The sequence below is a fragment of the Streptomyces sp. NPDC054841 genome (genome assembly GCF_053611045.1).
The window spans coordinates 1-3,138 of the sequence record NZ_JBSGZO010000719.1; the positions used below are offsets into that span (position 1 = coordinate 1).

At 67.4% G+C, this 3,138-nt stretch carries 4 protein-coding genes; all 4 read left to right on the top strand.

Annotated elements, in window-relative coordinates; genetic code table 11:
* Window positions 1–731, top strand: a 731-nt coding sequence (locus tag ACWGI8_RS42235) for an ABC transporter substrate-binding protein (protein WP_453668770.1), incomplete at its 5' end; no start/stop codon positions are given.
* Window positions 698–1,528, top strand: coding sequence for an amino acid ABC transporter permease (locus ACWGI8_RS42240; RefSeq protein WP_453668771.1), 831 nt, complete (start codon window positions 698–700; stop codon window positions 1,526–1,528). The genes ACWGI8_RS42235 and ACWGI8_RS42240, both read left to right, overlap by 34 nt.
* 7 nt (window positions 1,529–1,535) lie before the next feature.
* Window positions 1,536–2,348: an amino acid ABC transporter ATP-binding protein gene (locus tag ACWGI8_RS42245; protein ID WP_453668772.1), complete on the top strand. Its 813-nt coding sequence runs from the start codon at window positions 1,536–1,538 to the stop codon at window positions 2,346–2,348.
* Window positions 2,349–2,575: 227 nt separating this feature from the next.
* Window positions 2,576–3,091 (top strand): AMIN-like domain-containing (lipo)protein, encoded by a 516-nt coding sequence (locus tag ACWGI8_RS42250; RefSeq protein WP_453668773.1) that lies wholly within the window; start codon window positions 2,576–2,578, stop codon window positions 3,089–3,091.
* Window positions 3,092–3,138 lie beyond the last annotated feature (47 nt).

Genomic DNA, 3,138 nt, shown 5'->3' on the forward strand with positions numbered 1-3,138 from the left:
GACCCGGTGAGGCCGCGGGCGGAGTGCCCGTCGTCGAGAAGGGCAAGCTCACCACCTGTACGCACCTGCCGTATCCGCCGTTCCAGTTCGAGCAGGGCGGCAAGGTCGTCGGCTTCGACGTGGCGCTGATCGATCTGGTGGCGAAGAACTTGAAGGTCGAACAGAAGATCCTCGACACGCCCTTCGAGAACTTCAAGACCGGTGCGTTCCTGAACTCCGGGGAGTGCGACCTCGCCGCCGCGGGCATGACGATCACCGATGAGCGCAAGAAGAACGTGGACTTCTCGATCCCGTACTTCGACGCCACCCAGGCTCTGCTGGCGTCCAAGAAGAGCGGTGTGACCTCGCTCGCCGACGTCAAGGCCAAGAACGCGAAGCTGGGCGCGCAGGCGGAGACCACGGGTGAGAGCTACGCGAAGTCGCAGGGGTTCGACCCGGTCGCCTTCGAGAGCTCCGACGCCGTGCTCAACGGGCTGCGTACGGGACAGGTCGACGCCGTGGTGATCGACTATCCCGTCGTCCAGGGCTGGCTCAAGGACAAGGCCAACGCCGACGCGTTCGCCCTCGGGCAGAACATCGAGACCGGTGAGCAGTACGGCTTCTCCGTGAAGAAGGGCAACGACAAGCTGCGGGCCGCCATCGACAAGGCGATCACGGACGCCAAGGCGGACGGTACGTACGACAAGCTGTACGAGCAGTGGATCGGGCCGCTGCCCAAGGGACAGTCGTGACGTCTCGGCTGACCAGGCGGCAGCGTCGCCGTGTCTCCCAGGGCGTCCAGTACGCGGTCTTCGTCGCCGTGGTGGTCCTGGTCGCCGTGCTGGCCGACTGGGGCAGGCTGCAGAACCAGTTCGCGCAGAAGGACCTGGCGAGCGAGCTGTTCCCGGACATCATCACCATCGCGCTGCGCAACACGGTGGTGTACACGATGTCGGGCTTCGCGTTCGGCCTGGTCCTGGGCATGGTCATCGCGCTGATGCGGCTGTCGTCGGTGGCACCGTACAGATGGGTCGCCAGTGTCTACATCGAGCTCTTCCGCGGTCTGCCGGCCCTGCTGATCTTCATTTTCGTGGGGGTGGCGGTACCGCTGGCGTTCCCGGGGACGGAGATCCCGGGCGGCGTGTACGGCAAGGTCGCCCTCGGCCTCGGTCTGGTCGCCGCCGCGTACATGGCGGAGACGATCAGGGCCGGGATCCAGGCCGTGCCCAAGGGGCAGATGGAAGCGGCGCGCTCGCTGGGGTTCTCGCACGCCCGGGCGATGGTGTCGGTGATCATCCCGCAGGCGTTCCGGATCGTCATCCCGCCGCTGACGAACGAGCTGGTGCTGCTGTTCAAGGACTCGTCGCTGGTGCTGTTCCTGGGTGTCACGCTGAACGAGCGGGAACTGACCAAGTTCGGCCGGGATCTGGCCAGTCAGACCGCGAACTCCACGCCCATCCTCGTCGCCGGGCTGTGCTACCTGCTGGTGACGATTCCGCTGAGTCTCGTCGTACGCCGACTCGAGGCCCGCACCGAGAAGGCCAGGTGAGGACGAGATGTCACAGAACGAGATCGAGATCCGGGGCCTGCACAAGTCGTTCGGTGAGAACGAGGTGCTGCGCGGCATCGACCTGGACATCGCGAGGGGCGAGGTGGTGTGCGTCATCGGGCCGTCCGGCTCCGGCAAGTCGACGCTGCTGCGGTGTGTGAACCTGCTGGAGGAGCCGACCGCGGGGCAGGTGTTCGTCGGCGGTACTGAAGTCACCGATCTCGATGTCGACATCGATGCGGTACGGCGCCGGATCGGCATGGTCTTCCAGCAGTTCAACCTCTTCCCGCATGTGACGGTTACGGAGAACCTCACGCTGCCGCAGCGGCGGGTACTGAAGCGGGACAAGGCACGGGCGGCGGCCGTGGCGCGGGAGAACCTGGAGCGGGTGGGTCTCGCCGACAAGGCCGGCGCCTATCCGGCGCAGCTGTCGGGCGGGCAGCAGCAGCGTGTGGCGATCGCCCGGGCGCTGGTGATGGATCCGGCGGTCATGCTCTTCGACGAGCCGACCTCGGCGCTCGACCCGGAGCTGGTCGCGGAGGTACTGGCCGTGATGCGGGTGCTGGCCGGGGAGGGCATGACGATGATGGTCGTCACCCACGAGATGAGCTTCGCCCGGGAGGTCGCCGACCGCGTGGTGTTCATGGACGGCGGCGTCATCGTCGAACAGGGCCCGGCGGAACAGGTGGTGGGCGACCCACGGCACGAGCGGACGAGGAACTTCCTCAACCGGATCCTGGATCCGGCGGCCGCGGAGGAGCCGGGGGCGGGCCCGCGTCGGGGTGGCGCCGACGGGGACGTACGCAAGGAGAACCCCTGAGCGGTGACTGCCGGCCGGTGAGAGCTCACGCCCTGGCTCAGGCGGCGAGCAGGAGGGAACCGACGGTGGCGAGGACATAGCCCCGTGACGACGACGGGCGCGTGCGGCAGGTCCCGGGATCAGAACAACCTGGCGAACCTGCCGATTAGCGTGCAACCATATGGTTTTCGGGAGTGTCTCCCCTTGTGACACCACTGTCCCCGTATCAGGAGAAATGGGGGGACGCCATGTATTACCGTCCGCGCCTTGCGGCTCTCGCCGCGGGTGTTCTTCTCACCGCCGGGGTCGCCGCGACACTCCCGGCTTCCGCAGCTCCGCCGCACTCCGCCGCGCCGCACACCGCGCTCGTCACGAACGCCCGCTGGGGTGGGCATGGGTCCTTCGACCGGATCGTCATCGATGTACGCGGCACACTGCCGCCGGTCACCGTGAAACCGGTGAAGGTGCTGCAGTACGACGGTTCGGGGAAGAAGGTCCCGCTCGCCGGGAAGTACTTCCTGGAGATCAAGCTCGCTCCGGCCGCCGCCCACAATGACGCGGGCAGGTCCGTCTACAACGGTCCGCAGCTGACCAGGATCTGGCTGCCCACGCTCAAAGGGCTCGCTCTGACGGGCGACTTCGAGGGGGTGGTCACCTTCGGGGCCGCCTTCGACACCAAGCCGGTGTACAAGACCGCGAAGCTGCATGCGCCGGAGCGCTTCGTGATCGATGTCCGCCGCCCGTCCCCCGGCTGCGGCGCATGACCGCGTGCGGGGCGACGGCGCTGGTCGCCATCGCACGCTGAGGGCTG